The organism is Kitasatospora sp. NPDC056273 (assembly GCF_042268845.1).
Classification (GTDB): domain Bacteria; phylum Actinomycetota; class Actinomycetes; order Streptomycetales; family Streptomycetaceae; genus Kitasatospora.
This window is the reverse complement of record NZ_JBHJSJ010000054.1, coordinates 16,681-33,020: the sequence shown is the minus strand read 5'-3', so window position 1 is coordinate 33,020 and position 16,340 is coordinate 16,681. Positions and strand designations below refer to the sequence as shown.

The 16,340-nt window shown below is 73.9% G+C and carries 18 protein-coding genes; 12 read left to right on the top strand and 6 right to left on the bottom strand.

Features of this window, described 5'->3' with window-relative positions; translation table 11 throughout:
* Positions 1 to 51 precede the first annotated feature (51 nt).
* A complete protein-coding gene (locus ACFCY1_RS33405) occupies positions 52 to 960 on the bottom strand; it encodes a lysozyme (protein WP_375877006.1) in 909 nt (302 codons plus the stop codon).
* Between the two features lie 357 nt (positions 961 to 1,317).
* Between ACFCY1_RS33405 and ACFCY1_RS33400 the strand changes: the two genes are divergently transcribed.
* From ACFCY1_RS33400 to ACFCY1_RS33390, 3 genes are all read left to right on the top strand, one after another.
* A complete protein-coding gene (locus ACFCY1_RS33400; protein ID WP_375877005.1) occupies positions 1,318 to 1,896 on the top strand; it encodes a GNAT family N-acetyltransferase in 579 nt (192 codons plus the stop codon).
* A 281-nt stretch (positions 1,897 to 2,177) separates the two neighbouring features.
* Positions 2,178 to 3,917 carry a cellulose synthase catalytic subunit gene (locus ACFCY1_RS33395; RefSeq protein ID WP_338016312.1) on the top strand — a complete coding sequence of 580 codons (1,740 nt, stop codon included), beginning with the start codon at positions 2,178 to 2,180 and terminating at the stop codon, positions 3,915 to 3,917.
* 136 nt (positions 3,918 to 4,053) lie between these two features.
* Positions 4,054 to 6,357 carry an acyltransferase family protein gene (locus ACFCY1_RS33390; protein WP_375877004.1) on the top strand — a complete coding sequence of 768 codons (2,304 nt, stop codon included), beginning with the start codon at positions 4,054 to 4,056 and terminating at the stop codon, positions 6,355 to 6,357.
* On the opposite strand, the gene ACFCY1_RS33385 is transcribed toward ACFCY1_RS33390, so the two are convergent.
* On the bottom strand, positions 6,348 to 6,959 hold the full coding sequence (locus tag ACFCY1_RS33385) for a hypothetical protein (RefSeq protein ID WP_375877003.1): 612 nt from the start codon (positions 6,957 to 6,959) through the stop codon (positions 6,348 to 6,350). The genes ACFCY1_RS33390 and ACFCY1_RS33385 overlap by 10 nt on opposite strands.
* A gap of 126 nt (positions 6,960 to 7,085) precedes the next feature.
* Between ACFCY1_RS33385 and ACFCY1_RS33380 the strand changes: the two genes are divergently transcribed.
* The 3 genes from ACFCY1_RS33380 to ACFCY1_RS33370 all read left to right on the top strand — a co-directional run bounded on the left by ACFCY1_RS33380 (position 7,086) and on the right by ACFCY1_RS33370 (position 8,712).
* A complete protein-coding gene (locus tag ACFCY1_RS33380; protein WP_049654693.1) occupies positions 7,086 to 7,316 on the top strand; it encodes a hypothetical protein in 231 nt (76 codons plus the stop codon).
* Positions 7,317 to 7,428: 112 nt separating this feature from the next.
* A complete protein-coding gene (locus ACFCY1_RS33375) occupies positions 7,429 to 7,998 on the top strand; it encodes a hypothetical protein (protein ID WP_375877002.1) in 570 nt (189 codons plus the stop codon).
* Between the two features lie 366 nt (positions 7,999 to 8,364).
* Positions 8,365 to 8,712 carry a peptidoglycan-binding protein gene (locus ACFCY1_RS33370; protein ID WP_375877001.1) on the top strand — a complete coding sequence of 116 codons (348 nt, stop codon included), beginning with the start codon at positions 8,365 to 8,367 and terminating at the stop codon, positions 8,710 to 8,712.
* 45 nt (positions 8,713 to 8,757) lie between these two features.
* Here the strand turns inward: ACFCY1_RS33370 and ACFCY1_RS33365 are convergent, their stop codons facing one another.
* Positions 8,758 to 9,039: a hypothetical protein gene (locus tag ACFCY1_RS33365; protein ID WP_375877000.1), complete on the bottom strand. Its 282-nt coding sequence runs from the start codon at positions 9,037 to 9,039 to the stop codon at positions 8,758 to 8,760.
* A 423-nt stretch (positions 9,040 to 9,462) separates the two neighbouring features.
* Between ACFCY1_RS33365 and ACFCY1_RS33360 the strand changes: the two genes are divergently transcribed.
* The 6 genes from ACFCY1_RS33360 to pqqE are packed head-to-tail and all read left to right on the top strand — an operon-like array spanning position 9,463 to position 13,937.
* Positions 9,463 to 10,920 (top strand): glucose/sorbosone family PQQ-dependent dehydrogenase, encoded by a 1,458-nt coding sequence (locus ACFCY1_RS33360; RefSeq protein WP_375876999.1) that lies wholly within the window; start codon positions 9,463 to 9,465, stop codon positions 10,918 to 10,920.
* A gap of 26 nt (positions 10,921 to 10,946) precedes the next feature.
* Positions 10,947 to 11,108 (top strand): hypothetical protein, encoded by a 162-nt coding sequence (locus ACFCY1_RS33355; protein ID WP_375876998.1) that lies wholly within the window; start codon positions 10,947 to 10,949, stop codon positions 11,106 to 11,108.
* Between the two features lie 57 nt (positions 11,109 to 11,165).
* The gene (pqqB, locus tag ACFCY1_RS33350; RefSeq protein ID WP_375876997.1) at positions 11,166 to 11,978 is read left to right on the top strand and encodes a pyrroloquinoline quinone biosynthesis protein PqqB; all 813 of its coding nucleotides are present in this window, start codon (positions 11,166 to 11,168) and stop codon (positions 11,976 to 11,978) included.
* Positions 11,972 to 12,646: a pyrroloquinoline-quinone synthase PqqC gene (gene pqqC / locus ACFCY1_RS33345; RefSeq protein WP_049654684.1), complete on the top strand. Its 675-nt coding sequence runs from the start codon at positions 11,972 to 11,974 to the stop codon at positions 12,644 to 12,646. The genes pqqB and pqqC overlap by 7 nt, the downstream gene beginning before the upstream one ends.
* Complete coding sequence (gene pqqD, locus ACFCY1_RS33340; protein WP_375876996.1) at positions 12,643 to 12,882, top strand: pyrroloquinoline quinone biosynthesis peptide chaperone PqqD; 240 nt, start codon at positions 12,643 to 12,645, stop codon at positions 12,880 to 12,882. Before pqqC ends, pqqD begins: the two co-directional genes overlap by 4 nt.
* Positions 12,870 to 13,937, top strand: a complete 1,068-nt coding sequence (gene pqqE, locus ACFCY1_RS33335; protein ID WP_375876995.1) for a pyrroloquinoline quinone biosynthesis protein PqqE — start codon at positions 12,870 to 12,872, stop codon at positions 13,935 to 13,937. Before pqqD ends, pqqE begins: the two co-directional genes overlap by 13 nt.
* 63 nt (positions 13,938 to 14,000) lie before the next feature.
* Here pqqE and ACFCY1_RS33330 read toward each other — a convergent pair whose 3' ends face one another.
* From ACFCY1_RS33330 to ACFCY1_RS33320, 3 genes are all read right to left on the bottom strand, one after another.
* Complete coding sequence (locus ACFCY1_RS33330) at positions 14,001 to 14,597, bottom strand: TetR/AcrR family transcriptional regulator (RefSeq protein WP_375876994.1); 597 nt, start codon at positions 14,595 to 14,597, stop codon at positions 14,001 to 14,003.
* Between the two features lie 76 nt (positions 14,598 to 14,673).
* A complete protein-coding gene (locus ACFCY1_RS33325) occupies positions 14,674 to 15,303 on the bottom strand; it encodes a histidine phosphatase family protein (RefSeq protein WP_375876993.1) in 630 nt (209 codons plus the stop codon).
* 75 nt (positions 15,304 to 15,378) lie between these two features.
* The gene (locus ACFCY1_RS33320) at positions 15,379 to 16,332 is read right to left on the bottom strand and encodes an oxidoreductase (RefSeq protein ID WP_375876992.1); all 954 of its coding nucleotides are present in this window, start codon (positions 16,330 to 16,332) and stop codon (positions 15,379 to 15,381) included.
* Positions 16,333 to 16,340: the final 8 nt, after the last annotated feature.

Here is a 16,340-nt window from a genome sequence, read left to right as displayed (position 1 = left end):
GCTGCGGCGTCCCGCACCGGCGCGGGTGCGTCGGCCGTCGGCCGTCGGCCGTCAGCCCAGGGCGAGGGCGCGGAGGCGGTCGGCCGCGCCGTTGAAGTAGTTCTGGTCACCGGGGAAGGTGCCGGAGTCGGCGAACTGCCAGAAGGTCTGGTAGCCCCAGCCGTTCGGCAGGGTGCCGACGGAGGAGGCGTAGCGGGCTATCCAGAGCGGATTGGTGGTGCCGAAGCCGCCGTTGTCGCCGGTGCACTGGCTCCACCAGTTGGTGGTGGTGTAGATGGTGGGGTAGCGGCCGGTGCGGGAGTGCACGGTGTTGCTGAAGTCGCGGATCCAGCTGACCATGGCGCTCTGGCTGAGGCCGTAGCAGGTGGCGCCGTAGGGGTTGTACTCGATGTCCAGTGCGGGCGGCAGGGTCTTGCCGTCGGCGGACCAGCCGCCGCCGTGGCTGACGAAGTAGTTGGCCTGGGTGGCGCCGGAGGAGGCGTTCGGCAGCGCGAAGTGGTAGGCGCCGCGGACCAGGCCGGCGTTGTACGAGCCGTTGTACTGCTGGGCGAAGGACGGGTTGGTGTAGCCGGTGCCCTCGGTCGCCTTGACGTAGGCGAACTTGGCGCCGTTGGCCGCCACCGAGGACCAGTTGACGTTGCCCTGGTAGCCGGAGACGTCCAGCCCCGGGGTCTGGGTGGCGGCGAGGGAGGCGAACGGGGCGGCGGTGCTTCGCCCCTCGCGGGCGGCGACGGTGGAGCCGGCGAAGTCCTGCTCGGGGTGGAAGCCGGGACGGCCCTCGGCGACGGGGGCGACCGGGGCGGGGTCGGCCGCGTACGCGGGGGCGGCGGCGCCGGCGACCAGTGCGGTCGCGGCGGCGAGGGCGGCCAGTGCGGGCAGTCGGCGGCGGGCCGGTCTGGCGGCCGCTGCGGAGCTCGCGGCGGTGGCTGTGGTGCGGGCGGAGCGGGAAGAGCGGGGCATGAGCACTCCTCTGGTCCGAGCGTGGGGAAGGTCGAAATGACCCGGTTCGGCCGGGGTCTGACCGGCCGTACCGCAGAGTAGCCATGTACCTGGCACCGCCACCAGGCATCTTTTTTCACATGGTGAACGCACGTCACCTCGGTCGGAACGCCATGACCGGCAACCGGCGTTGCCGGTTCTGCCGGTGCGGCCGGCCCCGGGGAGGGATCGGCGGCGGGGGCGACGGAGGAGCCGGCGGAGGGGGCCGGGGGAGGGGCGGGCAGCGGAGGCGGCGCCGGGTGCGGCGGGGGCGCTGTGGCACGATGCCCGCGGGCCGGCCACCACGGGCGGCCCCCTGCACGTGAGGAGAGACCACCCATGATCGAGACCGCCACCGACTTCGCCCGGCCCGCCGGGGAGCCCGTGTTCCGGCCCGCCACGCCCGCCGACGTCCCGGCGCTGGTCGCGCTGGTCGAGTCCGCCTACCGGGGCGATTCCAGCCGGGCCGGGTGGACCACGGAGGCGGACCTGCTGGGCGGCCGGCGCACCAACCCGGAGGCCGTCGCCGAGGCCGTGGGCCACCCCGACGGCGTGGTGCTGCTCGCCGAGCGGGACGGCGAGCTGGTCGCCTGCTGCCAGCTGGAGCGGCGCGGCGGGCTGGCCTACTTCGGCATGTTCTCGGTGCGTCCCGGGCTCCAGGGCGGCGGCATCGGCCGGGCCGTGCTGGCCGAGGCGGAGCGGGTGGCGGGCGAGGAGTGGGGCGTCGGCGCGATGGAGATGACGGTGATCGAGCAGCGCGCCGAGCTGATCGCCTGGTACGAGCGGCGCGGCTTCCGGCGCACCGGCGAGTTCAGCCCGTTCCCGTACGGCGACGAGCGCTTCGGCATCCCGCGGCGCCCGGACCTCCGGTTCGCGCACCTCGTCAAGGAGTTGAAGGCGGAGTCCGCGGGGAATTGACGTCCGTGTACGGAAGTTGACGGCTGTGCGGAGGCCGGGGCCGGGTCGTCCGGGCGGTCGTACCAGTAGTCGTACCGGTGGTTGACGGCCTCGGAAACGGCCCGCCCTCGGGGTTCGGTTCAGTTCCGCTGGACCGGGTTTCCGCAGGTGATCCGCCGTCAACTCGCTGAGCTGGGGCGATGCGGAGATGTCATACCTCGTTCATTATTGGTCTAGGCCAATGTGAGAGGCTGAGCGCGAACGGCCACGTTCCGTCCGCTGCCCAGGGGGGCCATTTCCGCATGCCCGTTCTCCATGGCACCGCCATGCCCGCACCCGACACCGGTCCGCGCCGGACACCCGCGGACCCCGACGACCACCGGCTGCCCAGTCCGCCCGACGACGAGGAGCTCTACTGGTACTTCGGCCCGCAGCGCCGCTGGGTGCTGCTCTGCGCCACCCTCTCCTACGCGGGAGCCACCGCCACGCTCGGCCTGTTCGCCCTCAGCAAGCCGCTGCTCTGGCCCTTCCTGGTGCTCACCGTGCTCAACGCGGCCACCTGGCTGCTCTCGCTCACCGACGGCCAGCGCGCCCGGCGCTTCACCCGCGACTCGCACGACCTGCTGCTGCGCGCCTGGAGCCCCGCCCGCGCCCCGAGCGTGGACCTGCTGCTGCCGACCGCCGGCGAACCGCTGGCCGTCCTGGACAACGCCTACCGGTACACCGCGGCCGTCCAGTGGCCCGGTGAGCTGACCGTCCTGGTCCTCGACGACGCCGGCCGCCCCGAGGTGCGCGAACTCGCCGAGTCCTACGGCTTCCGCTACCACGCCCGCCCCGACCGGGGCCGGTTCAAGAAGGCCGGCAACCTCAACCACGGCCTGGCCGAGGGCACCGGCGAGATCGTCGCCGTCCTGGACGCCGACTTCTGCCCCCGCCCCGACTTCCTGCACCACCTGGTGCCCTACCTCGACAACCCCGGGGTCGGCATCGTGCAGAGCCCGCAGTGCTTCGACACGGACGCCGACATGTCCTGGCTCGAACGCGCCGCGGGAGCCACCCAGGAGATCTTCTACCGCTGGATCCAGCCCTCCCGGGACGCGCAGGACGGCACCGTCTGCTGCGGCACCAACGCCCTGTACCGCCGCGCCGCGCTGCAGCGGATCGGCGGCTTCGCCGAGATCGACCACAGTGAGGACCTCTACACCGGCCTGGCCCTCGCCCGCGCCGGATGGTCCACCCGCTACGTCCCCGCGCTGGTCGCCAAGGGCATGTCGCCCACCGGCCTGCCCGCCTTCATCAGCCAGCAGTACCGCTGGTGCCTCGGCTCCCTGGCGCTCGTCCGCGACCCGGACTTCCGCCGCGGCCCGCTGCCGAAGTCCGCCCGGCTCTGCTTCTGGAACGGCATCCTCGGCTACGTCACCAGCGCGGTGAACGTCTTCGCCGTACCGCTGCCCGCCCTGATCATGCTGTTCTTCCGGCCCGAGGAGATCCAGCCCTGGCAGGTGCTGCCGTTCCTGCCGCCGATCTGGGTCGCCCTGGTGCTGCTGCCCGCGATGTCCCGGACCCGCTGGCGCTTCGAGGTCACCCGGGTCCAACTCCTCGGCGGGCTCTGCCACGTGGTCGCCATCGCGCACGCGCTGCGCCGCCGCTCCGCCGACTGGGTGCCCACCGGCGCCGTCTCCGGCGGCAGCACGCTCGCCCGCACCGTCGCCCGGATCGGGGTCGCCTGGCTCGGGCTCGTCGTCCTCGCGGGCGCCGCCGGGCTGGTCCGGGCCGCGCTGCTGTACGGCTGGCGGCCGTACTGGGCGCTCGCCGGACTGCTCGCGCTCACCACCTACACCATGGTCCCGCTGATCCGGGAGCTGTGGCCGCTGCTGAACGGGACCAACGGGGGCAAGGGCGCCGCCGTCGGTGAGGTCGCCGCGCCCGCACCGGGCCGCTCCGACCTCGGGTTCGGACGGGCCGAGGCCGTCGCCGTCACCGCCGCGCTGCTGCTGTGCGGGCTGCTGGCCTCCGGCTGGGCCGACCCACTGATCTTCTGACGGACCGTCACTTCCACTGCAACACCTGCCTGTTGCGTTTCCTTGCGCGTCGCCCCACCGGCGCGGACACCGCCCGGCCGCCCCATCGGCCCGGCGGGCCCGACAAACCGCTGCCAGCCCTGCAAGGAGCACCGCCGTGTCAACGGCCGTACCACCACCGTCGTCGTCCTCCTCTTCCGCTGATGTCCAGCCCTCCGTTCCGACCTCCGCCGCGTCCGGCCCAGGCGTCGACCTGCTGCCCGGCGTCGTCCGGGTCGACCGGGAACTCGCCGCCCCGCAGCGCGCCACCGTCGCCGAGAGCGGGCAGGCCCGCCGGCGCACCGCCTTCCGCCCCGACATCGAGGGGCTGCGCGGCGTCGCCGTGCTCTCCGTCCTCGCCTTCCACTCCGCCGTCCCCGGCCTGACCGGCGGCTTCGTCGGCGTCGACGTCTTCTTCGTCATCTCCGGCTTCCTGATCACCGGCCTGCTCGTCGGCCGCCCGCTCGGCCTGTGGGACTTCGCCGCCCGCCGCGCCCGGCGGATCCTGCCCGCCGCCGCCACCGTGCTCGTCGCCACCGCCGTCGCCGGCGGTGCCCTGCTCGACCCGCTGCGCGGCACCGACCTCGCCCGCGACCTGATCGCCTCCGCCGGGCAGTTCGCCAACTGGCGCTTCGTCGGCCAGCAGACCGACTACCTGGCCGCCGAACACGACCCCAGCCCGCTGCAGCACTTCTGGTCGCTGGGCGTGGAGAACCAGTTCTACCTGCTCTGGGGCGTGCTGCTGCTCGGCCTCGCCCGCTACCTGCACGGGCGCCGCCGCACCCTCGCGATCACCCTCGCCACGGTGGCCGTCGGCGGCGTCTCCCTGGCGCTCTGCCTGCGCTGGACGGCCACCTCCGCGCCGCTCGCCTACTTCTCCACCGGCAGCCGGCTCTGGGAGTTCGCGGCCGGCGCCTGCGCGGCGCTGGCCGGCCCGGCCCTGCTCTCCCGCGCCGAGCGGCGCCCGGTGGTGTGGTCGCTGCGGGTGGTCGGCTGGCTCGGCCTCGCGGCCGTGCTCGCACCGGTGGTCCTGTACGACCGCGAAACCCCCTTCCCCGGTGCCGCCGCGCTGCTGCCCGTTCTCGGCACCGCCGCCGTCCTGCTCGCCGGACACGCCGCCGGGCACGACGGCCCCGGCGCCGCCGACGCCGGGCGGCTGCTCGCCACCCGCCCGCTGCGCGCCGCCGGACGGCTCTCGTACGCCTGGTACCTGTGGCACTGGCCGGTGCTGACCATCGCCCAGGCCCGGTACGGCGCTCTGCCCTGGACCACTCTGCTCGCGCTCACCGCCGCCAGCGCGCTGCCCGCCTGGCTCACCCTGCGGCTGGTCGAACAGCCGCTGCGGTACGGCAGCAGCCCGGCACCCCGGCGCGGGCTCGCCGTCGGCGCCAGCGCCCTGGTCATCCCGCTGATCGCCGCGCTCACCCTCGGCGGCGGCACCGTACGGGCCCTCGGCGACCCCTCCTCCGGGCCCGTGGCGGCGCCCGCCGGAGCCGCCGACGGCCCGGGCCTGCTCGCCCCCGGCACCCGGGTGCTCACCCTGACGCCCTCGCTGGCCCGGGCCCGGGAGGACTTCCCGCCCGGCAAGGGCTGCGAGATCCCGCTCAACGCCGACAGCAGCCCGCGCTGCCTCTTCGGCGCCGAGGACAGCCCCGACCGGATCGTGCTGCTCGGCGACTCCCACGCCGGGCAGTGGATCTCCGCCGGCCTCGCCCTTGCCGAGCAGCGGCACTGGGCCCTGGAGGTGCTGGTCAAGCCCGGCTGCCCGCTGGCCACCCTCACCGTGCGCAACAACGTGCTCGGCCGGACCTTCGAGGAGTGCGACCGCTGGCGCGAGAACACCCTCACCCGGCTGGCCTCCGGGCCCAAGCCGCGGCTGGTCCTGATGGCGGGCCTCAACCGCTACGGCAGCCCGGAGGAGCGCACCGAGGGCTGGACCCGCACCCTGGACCGGCTCACCGCGCTCGGCGCCCCGCTCGCCTACCTCGGCGACACCCCGATGCCCGGCAAGGACATCCCGACCTGCCTGGCCGCCTCCGACGGGCGCTCCGACGCCTGCTTCTTCCCGCGCGACACCGCGTTCGAGCCCGACCCCGTACTGGACGGCGGGCTCGCCGCCCGGTACGGGGTGCGGACCCTCGACCTCGGCCCGCTGCTCTGCCCCGGCACCGGGCCCTCCTGCCCGGCCGTGCTGGAGGGCGTGGTGCTGTACCGGGACACCGGTCACATCACCGACACCCTGGCGCGGGTGCTGGCGCCCCGGCTGGACAGGGGGCTGCTGGGCGCCCCGGGGGCGTCCGCGGCTCCGGCGGGTCCGGGCGCTCCGGCCGCGCCTGCGGCTCCCGGGCCGACGTCGGACCGGCCGGACCAGCAGATTCAGCCGGAGCTGCCGGGTCAGCCGGGTCAGCCGGTTCAGCCGTAGAGGCTGTGGCAGACCCGGGCCTGGTCCGAGCCGGGCGGCCAGTGGCCCGCCCGCTCGGCCTGGTCGCAGATGGTGTTCTGGCCGCCGCCCGCCCCGGTACTCGCCGGGGCGGGCGCGCCCGACGGGCCACGGGCCGGCGTGCTGGTGTGCGGGCTGTGCCCCGGCTTGGGGCGCGCACTCGCCGAGGCGTGCTGGGCGTCGGGCGTCGCGCTGCCCCCGGCACCGGGCGCGGCCGTCGCCGTGCCCGGCCCGGTCACCGGGACCGCCGCGCCCGGGGTGGGCGGCGGCAGCGGGGACGGCGCCGGCGTGACCGGCGACGGGGAGACCGGCAGCAGCCGCGCCGCCGTCGAGTCCGAGGCGGTGGGTGAGGCGTCCGGCAGCGCCGCCACGCTGAGCTCGTCACCCGACCCCGGCCCGCACATCGCCAGGACGGACGCCAGCACGGCGCCCGTGCCGACCATCGCGGCCGTCCAGGCCTTGCGCGACAGGCGCCTCGGCGGTGTGGCGGTGGACCACGGCGGTAGCGGATCTGTCGGAACCGGCGGCGGCTGCCAAGCGTTCTGCGGCCACTGCCACTGCCCTCCGGTGGGCTGCCCAGTCATGTGCTCGTCCTTCCAGCGGCCCCCCTAGAACCTTGCTGTGCTCAACGAGCGCGCCGACGCCGGGACATGACCCGGAAGAGGGGTCTGGACGGGCGTTGATTGCCACCGCGCCACATGCTGGGGGGCATGGAGACCAACAGCACGGCCACCCCCCTGGTCGAGGTGGCCGAGTTCCGCACCGACAGCCGCTACCGCCTCGTCCGCTTCGAGGGCCACGGCTGGGAGCCGCTCGCACCGGAGGAGTTCGAGCCGCGCGTCCACCAGCTCTTCCCCGACCTCGACCCGCGCGACCCCCAACGGGTCCACTGGGCCGACCGCCCCTGGGAATGGCCGGCCTGGCACGCCGGCGAGGCCTGAACGCGGTCCGACTGGGCCCGAACGCGGCCTGACGGGGCCCGAACCCCGGTTTGACGAGGTCTGAACGGCTCGGCGCGGGATCGGCACCCCGCGACTTCGTTACGCTGGGCGGGTGAGTGTGGATCACTTCTGGCGCCGCCTGCCGGGTCAGGCCGTGGACACCTGCTCGCCGGAGGAACTCGGCGAACTCGTGCCCCGCGACCGCGACCTCCGGTACGACCGGCTGGCCGCCGCCGGGCTCGCCCTCGGTGTGCGGCGCACCGCCGTCCTGATGGAACTCGCGCTCACCGAGAACGGGCTGCACCCCGACCCGGCCGCCCGACTGCCCGTCTACGGCGGCGGGCGGCACGAACCGGACGGGGCACTGCCGTGCGGCGCCATGCCGGTGCTGCGCCCCGAACAGGTCGTGGCGGCCTCCGCCTTCCTGCGCGGCTCGGCGCTCGGCGAACTCGTCCGCCAGCAGAACAGCGTGCTCGCCCGCACGGCCGCGCACCTCGGCTACCCGACGCCCTGGTCCGAGACCTGGGCGGCGCTCGTCGTCCACGACCTGCGCGAGCTGCGGGACTTCTTCGCGAGCGCGGCCGCCGCCGGGGACGCGGTGGTCGTCCGGGAGGCCGAGGAGACCGGCCGCCCGGACGCGGCGCCGCAGCGGGTCAACTCGCCGTCCAGCACGGGGGCGTGAGCCTCGGCCCCGCCCCCTACGGGCGAACCGGGCTGTGCCCGCGGCCCTTTCGGTAGGTACCGACTCGACGGGCCCGTCGGCCCGTTCGTCGGCGGCGACCACGGCCTCGATCCTCCGGGGCCACGGCGAGCGGCATTCGCGCCGTGTGCGGAGGAAGCCCCGATTGTCCGTGATTCGGGTGAGGCCGAAGCGAGGCGACACCGCCCCGAGGCCGTCGGCACGATGGCTGTGCCGGGCCGGGGAACACCGGTCGGAGACCGCGGGGGATGGTCTCCGGCCGGTCCCGCACCGTACCGGACCGGCGTCCTGCCGGGTGCCGCCACCGCGCACCCGCCTTCCTGACGACCCCTGAAAGGGGACAGTCCCATGAAGAGGATCACCGCCGCCCTCGGCGTCGCCGCACTCGCGCTCTCCATCGGCGTCGCCGCCGCGCCCGCCGCTTCCGCGCAGGCGTCCAGCCGGTGCAACTACACCAGCAGTGAGCCGTTCCTGTCGGTCGGCGACAGCTCGACGGCCGTCAAGCAGCTCCAGTGCGAGCTCTACTACTCGATGAAGAGCAGCAACCTGGCCCGCGACGGCATCTTCGGCAACGGCACGCTGAGCGAGGTGAAGAGGTTCCAGGGCTGCGTCGGCCTCCCGAAGGACGGGCTGGTCGGCCCCAGGACCTGGGCGCAGCTCGACAAGTGGACCGCCTCCTCCGGCTACGCCTGCTGACACCGCGTCACCTGAGGCCCGGCCCCGCCCGCACGGGGCCGGGCCTCAGCCCGTAGCGGCGGCGAGGAGCGTCAGCCCGGCCGCGGTGGCGGTGTGGATCGCCGTGTTGCGGTCCCGCAGGGTGGTGACCAGCTCGGCCGCCCGCAGTACCGTCGTGTGCTCGCTGGCGCTCGCCGCGGAGATGCGGACGGCGGCGGCGACGTCCCCGGTCGTACAGCCCTCCCGCAGGACGCGCACCGCCACGTTCAGCTCCACCATCGCCGCCATCGCCCCCGCGACCCTGGTGCGCGCCAGGTCCTCGCCGGTGAAGTGGAACCTGAACGCCATCCCGCCTCCCGTGATGGGGAGCTGACGAAGAGTCACTTCCCGTCCATGATGCCAGTGGAAGCCGCGGACGGGAGGGGCAAGCGCAGCTGTGATGACCGGGGTGCGATCGGATGGATGCGAAGCGCCCGCGCCATGCGGTGATCCTGGCCCGCGCCATCGCGGCCGTTTCGCCGCGCCGGTGTCGAGCAGGACCCCGCCGTCCGGGCCACGCGACCGGGTCAACGAGGGGTGCGGATCCGGGGGACCCGACCTACGGTGAGGATCGGGACGCCGGGCGGCCGTACGCCGCCGGTGGCGCCCCCCACCGTTGGCGATGGCCCGCTCGCCGGGCGCCCGCACCGTGCGCGGCCGGTCCCGTACGGAATCGCCGAATCCGGTCATTCGGAAACCAGACACTCGTCGCCACGACGAGTGGGAGGCATCATGAGAAAGCTCCCGGTCGCACTGGCCCTGATCCCCGCCGCCGCGCTGATCACGTCGTGCTCCGACAACGGGGGAGCGGCGTCCGGCGGCAGCACCGCCGCGCAGAAGCCCGCCGTCGTCACCGCCGAGCCCGTGCAGTCCCAGGCCCCGCAGTCCCAGGCCGCCCAGGCACCGCAGACGCAGGTGAAGGTGGTGACGGACGGGCTGGGGGACCCGTTCGAGCTCGCCTACGCCCCCGACGGCCGGCTCTGGGTCAGCGAGAAGTCCGGGCTCAAGATCACCCGGGTCGACCCGCAGAGCGGCGCCAAGAGCACCGCCCTCGACCTCACGGGAAAGGCCTTCCACAGTCAGGACGGGCAGGACGGCGTCCTGGGCTTCGCGTTGCACCCGGACTTCGGCAAGGGCAAGGGCAGCGACTACCTCTACCTCGCCTACACCTACAAGAACGGCAACGACTCGGCCACGAAGATCGTCCGCTACACCGCGAAGGACGGCCTGCTCTCCGACGAACAGCCCGTCCTGACGGGGCTGCCGGGGCACAACCAGCACCAGTCGGCCCGGATCCGGTACGGACAGGACGGCAAGCTCTACTACTCGATCGGCGACCAGGGCCACAACTACATGGCCGACTACTGTCTGCCGAACCACGCGCAGGACCTGCCGACCGCCGCCCAGGTCGCCGCGTCGGACTGGTCGCTGTACCAGGGCAAGGTGCTCCGCATCAACCCGGACGGCTCCGTCCCCGACGACAACCCCGAGCTGAACGGCGCCCGCAGCCACATCTACGCCTACGGCATGCGCAACCCGGACGGGATGGACTTCGGCGGCAAGGACCTCTACACGGCCGAGAACGGCCCGCTCACCGACGACGAGTTCAACCTCATCACGAAGGGCGGCAACTACGGCTGGCCCAACGTCGCCGGGTGGAAGGACGACAAGGCGTACGTCTACTCCAACTGGTCGCAGGCCAAGGGCGGTTGCGAGAAGCTCACCTACAACCCGGACCCGAACACGCCGCCGGCCGAGGTGCCGACGACGAAGGAGACGGACTTCACCAAGAACATGGTCTCCCCGCTCAGCACGTACGGGACGACCGTCGAGAGCGGGCACAACTTCGGCACCACGCCGGTCTGCCCCGACGCCGCCTCCGCCTACATGTGCTGGCCGACCATGGCGCCCGGCAGCCTCAAGGTGTACGGGGACGACGTCCTCGTCACCTCGCTGAAGAACGGCACCGTCTTCCGGCTCTCCAAGGACGGCAAGAAGTACGAGGAGCTCTTCCGGACCGTCAACCGCTACCGCGACGTCGCCCTCAGCCCGGACGGCAAGACGCTGTACATCGCCACCGACAGCGAAGGCCAGCACATGGTCCGCGGTGACGGCGGTACCCCGACCACCCACCTGGCGAATCCGGGCGCGATCCTCGCCGTCCCCTACGACCACAACACGACGCAGTGAAGCCCCGACACGGAGGTGAGACAGTCATGACCCGTCACGAGGAACAGCCCAGGCGTGCCCGGCAGCCCCGGGAGCGCACCACCGACCGGCCGAACACCCCGATGGAAGGCGCCCGTTGGCGCAAGCCGAGCTACCAGGTGGTGGAGGCGTCTCTGGAGGTCTCGGCGTACTACCTCGCCAAGCGGTAGCGGCCCCCGGACCGCACCGCACCGGTAGGACCACCACTCGAAGAGGGAGGAAGCGCTGTGCGACTGCACGTACTCGGTACGGCAGCCGGCGGCGGTGTCCCGCAGTGGAACTGTGCGTGCCCCGGCTGTGCCGGGGCACGCGCGGTTCCGTCGCGCCGACGGCTGCACGCGTCCGTCGCCGTGGAGACCGAGCCCGGCCGGGTGTACCTCGTGAACGCCACACCGGACATCGCCGAACAGATCGAGCGCTGCCCCTGGCTGCACCCCGAGGGCCGGCGCACCCGGCTGTCCGGCGTGATCCTCACGGACGCCGAACTCGACCACACGCTCGGCCTGGCGCGGCTGCGCGAGGCCGACGAACTGGAGGTCATGGCGACCGACGCGGTCCGGGACGCCGTGCACAAGGGACTCGGCCTCGGCGAGGTCCTCGCGCCCTACACCCGCCTGCGCTGGCGGGACTTCGACGGCGTCGCGCTCGAACCGCTCTCCGGCAAGCGCCCCCGCTACGCCCGGGACGCCTGCGACGGGGACTGGGTGAGCGTCCTGCGGGTGGGCGGACTGCTCTACGCGCCGTCGACCGGCGTCTGGACCGACGGCTTCGGCGAGGACGCCGACCTGGTCCTGGTCGACGGCACCTTCTGGGACGACGAGGAGCCGCGCACCGCCGGGTTCTCCACGAAGTCCGCCACCGGGATGGGCCACCTGCCCGTGCTCGCCACCCGCGACCGGCTCGCCGCCCTGTCCGCCCGGTGCCTCTACACCCATCTGAACAACACCAACCCGCTCGTCGACCCGGACTCCCCCCTCCATGAGGAGCTGGCGGACCGGGGCCTCGGGGTGGCCGCGGAAGGAGCGGTCCTCACATGGTGACGACCTTCGAGAGCGAGCTCAGGGCCGTGCCCGAGCGCCGCTACCACCACCGGCACCCCTTCAACCTGAGGATGCACCAGGGGCTCCTGCTGCCGGAGGAGCTGCGCACCTGGATCCTCAACCGGTTCCACTACCAGCGGCACATCCCGGTCAAGGACGCGCTGATCCTCGCCAAGCTGGAGGACCCCGCCCTGCGCCGGCTGTGGATCCGCCGGATCACCGACCACGACGGCGGCGACGGCGACGAAGGCGGCATCGAGCGCTGGCTGCGGCTCGGCGAGGCGGCCGGTCTCGACCGCGCCGACCTGCTCTCGGGCCGCGGGGTGCTGCCCGGAGTGCGGCTCGCCGTCGACGGCTACGTCAACCTCTGCCGCCACGGCACGCCCCTGGAGGCCGTGGCCGCCTCGTTGACCGAACTGTTCGCGCCGGACCTGATGGCCACCCGGATCGCCGCTTTCGAGCGCCACTACACCTGGATCGAGCCCGTGGGCCTCGCCTACTTCAGGACCCGCGTCGGCCAGGGCCGCCGGGACAGCGACGAGGCGCTGTCCCTGGTGCTGTCCTGGGCCCGCACCCGGGCCGAGCAGGAGGCCGCCATCGCGGCGCTCTCCTACAAGTGCGAGCTGCTGTGGACCCTCCTCGACGCCGTCGAACGGGCCCCGGCGTGACCTGGCGACCGGCCCTGAGCGGGTACGCGCGGCTGCGCCACTGCCCGGTGCGGAACAGCACGCTGCTGGTCGTCCCGGAGCTCATCGTCGTCCTCAGCGCCGAGGCGGCCGCGATCGTCGGACTGTGCGACGGCACCCGGACCGTACCGGAGATCACCACCGAGTTCCCGGTCGAGGGGGCCGACGACGTCGTGGTCTTCCTCGACGACCTGAAGGAGCGGGGATGGCTGCGGTGAACCCGCCCTGGGCCATGCTGGCCGAACTCACCCACGGCTGCCCTCTGCGCTGCCCGTACTGCTCCAACCCGCTCGAACTCACCTCCCGCAGAGCAGAACTGACGACAGATCAGTGGCTGGACGTGCTGACGCAGGCCGGTGAACTCGGGGTCGCGCACGTCCACCTGTCGGGCGGCGAACCGCTGTTGCGGCGCGACCTGACCGAGATCGTCGCGGGGGCCGACCGCGCCGGGATCTACGCCCAGCTCGTCACCAGCGGACTCGGCCTGACCCGGGAGCGGCTGGCCGCGCTGACCGCGGCCGGGCTGCCCAGCGTCCAGCTCTCCGTCCAGGGCGCCGACGCCGCCTCCTCCGAGCTGATCGCCGGACGCCGGTCGTTCGCGGCGAAGGAGCGGGCCGCCGCGCTGGTCCGCGAGGCCGGACTGCCGCTGGGCCTCAACGTCGTCCTGCACCGCCTGAACCTCGACGACATCGACGCGATCGTGGACCTCGGCATCGCCTGGGGCGCGGTGCGCATCGAACTCGCCAACACGCAGTTCTACGGCTGGGGACTGGCCAACCGGGCCGCCCTCATGCCCACCCGGGACCAGCTGGACCGCGCCCGGGAGGCCGTCGAGCGCCGACGGCGGCGGACCGGCGTCGAACTCGTCTGGGTCGTCCCCGACTACTTCGACGGCGTCGCGAAGCCCTGCATGGGCGGCTGGGGCGCGGTCTCCCTGACCGTCGCCCCCGACGGCCGGGTCCTGCCCTGCCCCGCCGCCTACGACCTCCCACTGGACCTGCCGAACGTCCGCGACCACGCCCTCGCCTGGATCTGGTCCGAGTCGTCGGCCTTCCGGGCCTACCGCGGCACCGACTGGCTGCCCGAGCCCTGCGCCTCCTGCGCCCTCCGGGAGGTCGACTTCGGCGGCTGCCGCTGCCAGGCCTTCGCCCTCACCGGCGACCCGGGGCGGACCGATCCCGCGTGTGCGCTGTCGCCCGACCACGGCCTGATCACGGAGCTCGCCGCCCGGCAGGACGGGGACCTCGTCTACCGGGATCCCGCCGGCCGCTGAGGCTCCGCTCCGCAGGCCGTCCTCCCCGGTCCGGCCGGCCCGTCGCCCGTCCGGTGTTCGGGTTCAGGTGGCGCTTGCGTGGTCCTGCGTGGCGCCGAGCAGCCGCCGGACGGCCTGCCGGGCGTGGTCCAGCGGTTCGGGGTCGCGCCGGACGGAGGCGAGTAGGACGGCGCCCTCTACCAGGGCGAGGGTCTGCCCGGCGGCGACCCGGGCCTCCGCCGGGCCGAAGCCCTCGCCCTCCAGTCGGTCGGCCAGGATCCGCTGCCAGCCCGCGTACAGCTCGGCGCAGAGCGCCCGCAGCGCCTCGTTGGTGCCGGACACCTCCAGGGCGACGGTGGCGATCGGGCAGCCGCTGGTGTACCGGGAGCGCTCCAGCCGTTCGGCGAAGGCGTCGATCAGCCGCCCGGCGAGGGTGACGGTGCCGGCGCCCTCGCCGGCCAGGGAGGCGAGCAGCGCCTCGACCTCCTGGCCGGCCTGGGTGAGCGCGGCGGCCACCAACTGGTCCTTGCCGCCGGGGAAGTGGAAGTAGAGCGAGCCGCGCGGGGCGCCGGTGGCGGCCACGATCCGGTTGAGCCCCGTCCCGAAGTAGCCCTGCGCCTCGATCAGTTCCCTGGTGCCGGCGATCAGCCGGGCCCGGGTCTCCTCACCCTTGACTCCCATGCGGCGATAGTAGACCGGTCTGCATATTCGTGTCGACGGGCCTTCGAGACTCCCTTGAGCGATGGTTGACCGATCGTCAGAAACGGTACTGGGGCGGGTAGCCGGTCCAGTGCAGCTCCTCCGGCAGGTGGCCCTGGTCGTTCAGCAGCAGGACGGCGGGCGGCCGTCCGGGCGTGTAGCGCAGGACGGTCAGCGCCGCGTTGGCGGCGTTGACGCCGAGCCACCGCCAGGCCGGGGCGTCCAGGGCGTGCCGGACCAGCCAGCCGACCAGGAAGGCGTGGGTGACGACCAGTTCGTGCCGCTCCTCGCGGCCCGGCACCGGCCCGGTGAACCGTTCGACGGCCCGCCGCGCCAGCACCGCGCCCTCCTCCCGCTCCGCCGCCGTGGTGCCCCCGAGGAAGTCCAGCAGGAACCGCGCGCCGTCGTCGGGCAGTTCGTCCCGCGCGGGTACGTACGGAACGAAGTCCCCGGCCTCCTCGCAGGGTTCCGGCCGCACGCCGGTCAGCTGCTCCGCGACCAGGCGCGCGGTCTCGGCCGCCCGGGGCAGCGGGCCGTGGTGCAGCGCCGAGACCGGGCGGCCGGCCAGCCGCCGGCCCAGCAGTGCGGCCTGCCGGCGCCCGGCGGCGGTGAGTCCGCTGTGGTCGCGGTGGGACTCGGCCTCGCCGTGGCGGGCCAGGTAGAGGTAGCGGGTGGCGGTGTCGGTCATGCCGTGGGACTCCTCGGGAGGGACGAAGATCATGTCGTCCCGAGTGACACGCCAGGGGCCGCGCCCGGTTCCGGCTCAGCCCGTGGGGGCCGCGTCCGCGTGGGCCCGGCCCGTGTGGGCCTCGTCCAGCAGCGCCAGCTCCTCCGCCGACAGCCGCAGCGCCCCGGCGGCGATGTTCTCCTCCAGGTGCGCCACGTCGCCGGTGCCCGGGATGGCCAGCACGTGCGGGCCGCGGTGCAGCGTCCAGGCCAGCCGGACCTGGGCGGTGCTCGCCCCGCGTGCCTCGGCCACCGCCCGGACCTGGGCGGGCTCGGCCTCCCCGGCGCCGTCCTGCCGTCCGGCCCCGGCGATCGCGTAGAAGGGGACGAAGGCGATGCCCTGCTCCCCGCAGATCCGCAGCAGCTCGTCCTGCTCCGGCGTGGCGCCGATGCCGTACGGGTTCTGCACGCAGACCACCGGCGCGATGGCCTGAGCCTCGGCGAGCTGGTGCGGGTGGACGTTGGACAGGCCCAGCTGCCGGATCAGCCCGGCCTCGCGCAACTCGGCCAGCGCGCCGAAGCGTTCGGCGACCGAGTCGGTGCCGAGGATGCGCAGGTTCACCAGGTCGAGGTGGTCGCGGCCGAGCTGGCGCAGGTTCTGCTCGACCTGGGCGCGCAGCCGCGCGGGGGTGCGGGCGTGCTCGACCCACTCGCCGTCGATGCCGCGGCCGGGGCCGACCTTGGTGGCGATCACCAGGTCGTCGGCGTACGGCGAGAGCGCCCGGTTGATCAGCTCGTTGGCGGAGCGCAGCGGGGAGAAGTAGAAGGCCGCCGTGTCGATGTGGTTGACGCCCAGCTCGACCGCGCGGCGCAGCACCCGCAGCGCCTGCTCACGGTCGCGCGGGACGGCGTGCGGGACGAGTGCCGGGCCGGTCTGCGGCAGGCGCATCGTGCCGAAGCCGATCCGGTGGACGGTGCGGTCGCCGAGCTTCCAGGTGCCGGAGGCGGCCGCGGTGGTGGCGGGGGTGGTGGCGGTGCTGTCGGACGTCATGCCGGTCA